This is a genomic window from Mesorhizobium sp. M1A.F.Ca.IN.020.04.1.1 (assembly GCF_003997315.1).
Lineage (GTDB): Bacteria > Pseudomonadota > Alphaproteobacteria > Rhizobiales > Rhizobiaceae > Mesorhizobium.
Genome location: NZ_RZSN01000240.1, coordinates 1 through 6,666, shown reverse-complemented (window position 1 = coordinate 6,666; position 6,666 = coordinate 1). Strand labels below are relative to the sequence as shown.

Sequence of the window (6,666 nt, the reverse complement as noted above, 5' to 3'; positions counted from 1 at the left end):
CCCAGGGGAAATCGACCCCCTGTTACCGCCGTGAAAGGGCGGTGTCCTAACCGCTAGACGATGGGCGCGCTCAGACGAAGCGGCTTATAATTGCGTTGCTCGCAACCGGCAACCCATCTGCCGCCACATGCGACAACTTTTTTCGCGAGCCTGCAAAACGCATGTTTGGCAACCGGAAAACAATTCGATTGAAGGCAGGTAAGCCGCTCAGTTGTCGCCACCGCCGCCGCGCCGGCGGCAGCGCCAGTTCCAGTCGCGCTCGGGGCCGACGTCGACATGGACGGATTCGGTGTGGCAGTAGGTTCCGACTCCGCCGCGGCCGGGCATCGACCGCACATAGCTCGCCAGCTCCCACTTGGAGACGCCGGGCACCTGGATGTCAGCGGCGGCGCAGTACATGTGCAGCGAGTTCTTGGCGCCGTTGGCGCGACGGTTGCGGGCAGGGTCGCGATAGCCGGAGGTGACGATCATCTTGCGGCCGAAATGACCCTCGATCGTCTTCAGCACGCGCACCAGCGAAGGCTTCAGGCAGGCGACGTCGACGCTTTCGTTCTGTCTCAAGAGGCCGTTGGGCGCGAGCCTTGCCATACCGGCGGCCGACGCCACCTGGTAGGAGCCGCCGCCTTCGTCCTCGTTGAGATCGACGTCGCTCTCGTCGTCGATGCCGGACTTGCGCTTGATCTCGAACAGCGCCGTCTGGCGCACGCCGGGCAAGGCATCGGCGCCGGTGATGTGGTTGCTGCTGTCGTCACCGAGGGAAGCCAGTTGCACCGGCTTGTCGCCCGGGGTCGCGGAGGCGAGGGTGACGATCGGCTTTGTCGCCGGCAACGTGGTCTTGGCCTGGGCGGCGGGCTGGTCGCTGGAGCGCGTGTTGATCAGCGGGGCAGGCGCGGCCGAGGCCGGCGTGGTGCTGAACAGAGAAGCAAACAGCCCCTTCTTCGGCGCGGCGATCGGCTGCTGCTGGGGCTCGCCCGCTGTCACGTAGACGCCTTTGCTCATCGCCTGCACGGTCGCCTGCGCTTGCGATGCGACCGCGGCGGCATCGCCGGCAGCAACCTTGTTGGCGGCCGCTTTCGTCTCCTCTGCCGTCTGCTGCGGCTGTACCAGCGGTTGCGGCGTGTTGCCGGCGATCGAGCCGGCGTCAGCAGGAACCGCTACCGCGGGGAAGGCTGCTCCGGGCCGGGTTTCCGGCAAATAGGCGACTTTTTCAGGCAACGGTTTGTCGTCTTCGCCCATCACGGTCGATGCCGCCTCTGGGGATGCCGGGGAGGTCGACGCCGCCTGCGAGGTCGAATCGGCCGACGCCTCGGACTGGGCGCTGGAAGCCGCGCTCATCTCTGTGGCGGTTGAATTGTAGGCGGGCGTGACGACCGACATCGTCGGGTCGCCGGTCGAGGTGCAGGAGGCCAGAAGCACGGATAAAAGCGCTGCCACGATGCTGCGGCTTTCCCTTCGTGCGAGGCGCCAACCTGCTGATTTCAAAATAAAATTCCCCCTCGGCATCCGGTCCGTACATCGTCGCCGCAGCACTCCAGTGCCTCTGGCGGCGACCTCCTGTTCCCGAACCGGAAACGGGATCTGTATCGATCTGCAAAGCCTCGGATTTATTGTTTGTCTGCAGGCGAGCTGAGGCTACGAAAACGATTAACATCACCATTTCGCCCTGTTTGGGCGGCCCGTCAACTCACCAGACATTACAGCCGGTTACACACGCACCTTGACATAGGTGCCCGGCGCGTCCCCCAAGGTTTTCATACGCTTGCCCGGTTTGCGGGCGGGCACATGGATGTTGTCCTGGCTTTCGATCCAGTGCTGCCAGTGCGTCCACCATGAGCCGGCATGCTCGTGCGCGCCGGCGAACCAGGTGCTGAAATCCCCCACCGGCTTGCCGCCGGTCCAGTACTGGTACTTGTGCGCCGCCGGCGGATTGACGACGCCGGCGATGTGGCCGGAGCCCGCGATGACATATTCGACGTCGCCACCGAAATAGCGCGAGCCGAGGAACACCGAGAGCGCCGGCGCGATGTGGTCTTCCTTCGTGGCGAGGTTGTAGACGGGGATCGTTATGTCGGCCAGCGAGACGGTGCGGCCGGCAAGCTCCATCGTGCCGCGGGAGAGATTGTTCTCGAGATAGCAATTGCGCAGATAGAAGGAATGGTTGGCCGCCGCCATGCGGGTCGAATCGGCATTCCAGTAGAGCAGGTCGAAGGGCAGCGGGTCCTTGCCGCGCATATAGTTGTTGATGACATAAGGCCAGATCAGGTCGCCCGAGCGCAGCATGTTGAAGGCGGTCGCCATCTTGGTGCCGTCGAGATAGCCCTTTTCGTTCATCGATCGCTCGACCGCGGCAACCTGGTCCTCGTCGACGAAGACCTTGAGATCGCCGGCATAGGTGAAGTCGACCTGGGTGGTGAAGAAGGTCGCCGACCTGATGCGGTGGTCGCCTTCCTGCGCCAACAGCGCGAGCGCCGCGGCCAATAGCGTGCCGCCGACGCAATAGCCGATAGCGTTGACCTCCTTCTCGCCGGTCGCCTTCTCGACCATGTCGAGGCCATATTGCAGGCCCTCGCGGATATAGGCCTCCCAGCCTTTGGCGCCGTGGCGCTCGTCCGGGTTGATCCAGGAGATGACGAAGACCGTGTGGCCCTGCTCGATGGCCCAGCGGATGAAGGATTTCTGCGGGTTGAGGTCGAGGATATAGTATTTATTGATCCACGGCGGGCAAATGAGCAGGGGGCGCTTCAGCACCGTCTCCGTCGTCGGATCGTATTGGATGATCTCGGCGACATCGCTGCGGCCGATGACCTTGCCGGGTGTCGTGGCGATGTTCTTGCCGATCTCGAACGGCGCGTAGTCCGCCTGGCGCAGCTTCAGGTCGCCCCTGCCGGCGGCGATGTCCTCGGCCAGCATCTTCATGCCGCGCACCAAATTCTCGCCGTTGGAGGCGACGGTCTCGCGGAACAGCTCGGGATTGGTCAGAATGAAATTCGACGGCGCGATGGCGTTGGACACTTGCTTGACGTAGAAGCTCGCCTTGTGGCGGGTGTGCTCGTCCAGGCCCTCGGCATGATCGACGAGATCGGAGGCCCAGCGCGAGGTCACGAGATAGGCCTGTTTCAGGAAGTCGAAGAAGGCATTGCGGCCCCATTCCGGATCCTGGAAGCGCTTGTCGCCGCGCTCGGGCTTGACCGCGTCCTCGGGGGCTTCGGCGTTGGGGCTGGGGCTGACCTTCTGGATGGCGTTCGCCCAGACCGTCATGTAGCCGGCGAACAGCCGCGTCTGCGCTTCAAGCGCGCGCTGCGGGTCGGCCAGCCAGTACTCCGAGAGCTTGGAGAAGGTCTTGACCATGTCGACCACGGGTTCGGCGACGTGGTCGCGCACCTCACCCTTTTCGCGCGGCTCGGCCCAGGCGGAGGCCGCCTTGCCGGCCTGCTCGATCATGCGCGCCATGTTCAACGCGAAGCGTTCGGGATCTTTCACCAGATATTGCTCGACGGTCGAAGGTCCGCCATTTTCCGCTTTGTCCGAATCGGGCGCTTTGGACATGGTTCGCGGGGTTCCTCCCGGAGCGTTTTCTTGACATATTACCATGGGACATCTGACCGGGTCCAACACGCTCTAACCCGGCTGCCAGGAAAACAATATGACGATTAATGTTGGCGGGACTTATTTTCTCGGCGCCGGTTCGATTTGCCGCATCGCCGCCGCAGCCGCGGTGCTATGCACGCCGTTGCTTGCGGGCGGCTGCGAGACCAGCAGCAACACCAACAATGCGAGGCCGACCGCGGTGACCGAGGGGCCGAAGGACACCGGCTCCTATCCGAACCTCAACATTCCGCCGCCGGTAGCCGCCAAGCAGCTGACGAAGGAAGAGACTGCCGCCAAGCTTGCCCAGCTCAAGGCCGAGCAGCAGGCGCAGCTCGCCAAGGGCGGCCGCGCGAAGCCAGCCGCCAATACGGCGGCGCTGAACACGCTCGCCAGGACGCATGGCGACGACGCGCTGAAGCAGATCGAAGGCAAATGCGATCCTGCCCTCGACCCTAACTGCAATTAGGTCTATATCGCGCGCCGAAAAGCGCCCCCTTTGATCGTCTGGAACTCCAATGGAAGAATTTCACAAGGTCCGCCGGCTTCCGCCTTACGTGTTCGAGCAGGTGAATCGGCTGAAGGCCAGCGCCCGCTCGCGCGGTGCCGACATCATCGACCTTGGCATGGGCAATCCGGACCTGCCGACGCCGAAGGCCATCGTCGACAAATTATGCGAAGTGGTGCGCGATCCGCGCACGCATCGCTATTCGTCCTCGCGCGGCATTCCGGGCCTGCGCCGGGCCCAGGCGAACTACTATGCCCGCCGCTTCGGCGTGAAGCTCAATCCCGACACGCAAGTGGTGGCGACGCTCGGCTCGAAGGAGGGCTTTGCCAACATGGCGCAGGCGATCACCGCGCCCGGCGACGTCATCCTGTGCCCCAATCCGACCTATCCGATCCACGCCTTCGGCTTCATCATGTCGGGCGGCGTCATCCGGTCGCTGCAGGTGGAACCGGATGACGGCTTCATCCCGGCGGTCGAGCGCGGCATCCGCCACTCGATTCCGAGGCCGCTGGCGCTGATCCTCAACTATCCGTCGAACCCGACGGCGCTTGTCGCCTCGCTCGATTTCTACAAGGACGTGGTCGCCTTCGCGAAGAAGAACGACATCATCATCCTGTCGGACCTTGCCTATTCCGAGATCTATTTCGACGGCAATCCGCCGCCTTCGGTGCTCCAGGTTCCAGGGGCGATGGATGTCTGCGTCGAGTTCACCTCGATGTCGAAGACTTTTTCCATGCCCGGCTGGCGCATGGGCTTCGCGGTCGGCAACGAGCGGCTGATCGCGGCGCTGACGCGCGTCAAATCCTATCTCGACTACGGCGCCTTCACGCCGATCCAGGTGGCGGCGGCGCATGCGCTCAACGGCGACGGTGCCGACATCGCCGAGGTGCGCGAGGTCTATCACAAGCGGCGCGATGTGATGGTCGATTCCTTCGGCCGTGCCGGCTGGACCATTCCGGCGCCGGCGGCCTCGATGTTCGCCTGGGCGCCGATCCCGGAACAGTTCCGCCAGCTCGGCTCGCTCGAATTCTCCAAGCTGCTCATCGAGCACGCCGACGTGGCGGTGGCGCCGGGCATCGGCTTCGGTGAGCACGGCGACGATTTCGTTCGTGTGGCGCTGGTCGAGAACGAGCACCGGATCCGCCAGGCGGCGCGCAACATCAAGCGCTTCCTGGCCTCGACCGCCAAGCAGCCCAACAATGTTGTGCCGCTCACCGCGCGCCGCTGAATTCACCGCACATCACACCGACCAATCTTTGAGGGGCGTCGCCGGACATGGCTGAAGCGTTGCGTGTTGGAATTGCCGGCCTTGGCACGGTGGGCGCCTCGGTGGCGCGCGTGCTCAACGACAAGGCCGCCGAGCTCACCCGCCAGTGCGGTCGCGACATTGTCGTCACAGCGGTTTCGGCGCGCGATCCGAAGCGGGACCGCGGTGTCGATCTGGGCGACACCAAATGGTTCGACGATGCCGCGAAGATGGCCGAGAAGGCCGACATTGATGTCTTCGTCGAGCTGATCGGCGGCGACGAAGGGCCAGCGCGTGCATCGGTGAAGGCGGCGCTCGAGGCCGGCCGCCATGTCGTGACGGCCAACAAGGCGCTGTTGGCCAAGCACGGCGTGCAACTCGCCGAGATCGCCGAGAAGAAGGGCGTGCTGCTCAACTACGAGGCTGCGGTGGCCGGCGGCATCCCGGTCATCAAGACGATGCGCGAGGCGATGGCCGGCAACCAGGTCACCCGCGTCTTCGGTATCCTCAACGGCACCTGCAACTACATTCTGACCCGCATGGAGGCCGAAGGCATCTCTTTCGATGCCTGCCTCAAGGACGCGCAGCGCCTCGGCTATGCCGAAGCGGACCCGACCTTCGACATCGAAGGCCATGACACGGCGCACAAGCTGTCGATCCTGACCAGCCTTGCGTTCGGCACGAAGATCGCCGCCAACGACATTTACATGGAGGGCATCTCCAACATCACCCAGGCCGACATTCGCGCCGCAGCCGAGCTCGGCTATCGCATCAAGCTGCTCGGCGTCGCGCAGCGCACCGACAGCGGCATCGAGCAGCGCGTGCATCCGACCATGGTGCCGACGGCCTCGGTCATCGCGCAGGTGCATGGCGTCACCAATGCCGTGGCGATCGAGACCGACATCCTGGGCGAGCTTTTGCTCTCCGGCCCCGGCGCCGGCGGCAATGCCACCGCCTCGGCGGTGGTCGGCGACATTGCCGATATCGCCAAGAGCCGGCCGGGCTTCCAGCACGGGCCGGTCTTCGGCTGGCCGGCGAAGGAATTGAAGCCCTACAGGAAAGCGCAGATGCGCAGCCATGCCGGCGGCTATTTCATCCGGCTGACCGTGCACGACCGCATCGGCGTCTTCGCGGCGATCGCCAAGCGCATGGCCGACAACGATATTTCACTGGAATCGATCGTCCAGCAGGCCGCCGGGCCGGCTACCGAAGCGCAGAAGACCGTCATCCTCGTCACCCACGAGACAACGGAAGCGGCGGTGCGCAAGGCGGTCGAAGGCGTCACCAAGGACGGCCATCTCACCGACAAGCCGCAGGTGATCCGTAT

The 6,666-nt window shown here is 64.3% G+C and carries 5 protein-coding genes; 3 read left to right on the top strand and 2 right to left on the bottom strand.

Annotated elements, in window-relative coordinates; translation table 11 throughout:
* Positions 1–207: 207 nt before the first annotated feature.
* Entirely contained in the window at positions 208–1,434 is a 1,227-nt protein-coding gene (locus EOA49_RS29175) for a YcbK family protein (protein ID WP_245460832.1), read from the bottom strand.
* Positions 1,435–1,704: 270 nt separating this feature from the next.
* Entirely contained in the window at positions 1,705–3,546 is a 1,842-nt protein-coding gene (phaC, locus tag EOA49_RS29170) for a class I poly(R)-hydroxyalkanoic acid synthase (protein WP_127240968.1), read from the bottom strand.
* Positions 3,547–3,643: 97 nt separating this feature from the next.
* Here phaC and EOA49_RS29165 point away from each other — a divergent pair, with 97 nt between their 5' ends.
* From EOA49_RS29165 to EOA49_RS29155, 3 genes are all read left to right on the top strand, one after another.
* Complete coding sequence (locus tag EOA49_RS29165; RefSeq protein WP_067328042.1) at positions 3,644–4,054, top strand: hypothetical protein; 411 nt, start codon at positions 3,644–3,646, stop codon at positions 4,052–4,054.
* Between the two features lie 49 nt (positions 4,055–4,103).
* On the top strand, positions 4,104–5,321 hold the full coding sequence (locus EOA49_RS29160) for an LL-diaminopimelate aminotransferase (RefSeq protein ID WP_067000132.1): 1,218 nt from the start codon (positions 4,104–4,106) through the stop codon (positions 5,319–5,321).
* Between the two features lie 47 nt (positions 5,322–5,368).
* The coding region (locus EOA49_RS29155; RefSeq protein WP_164749314.1) for a homoserine dehydrogenase at positions 5,369–6,666 on the top strand (1,298 nt) is incomplete at its 3' end.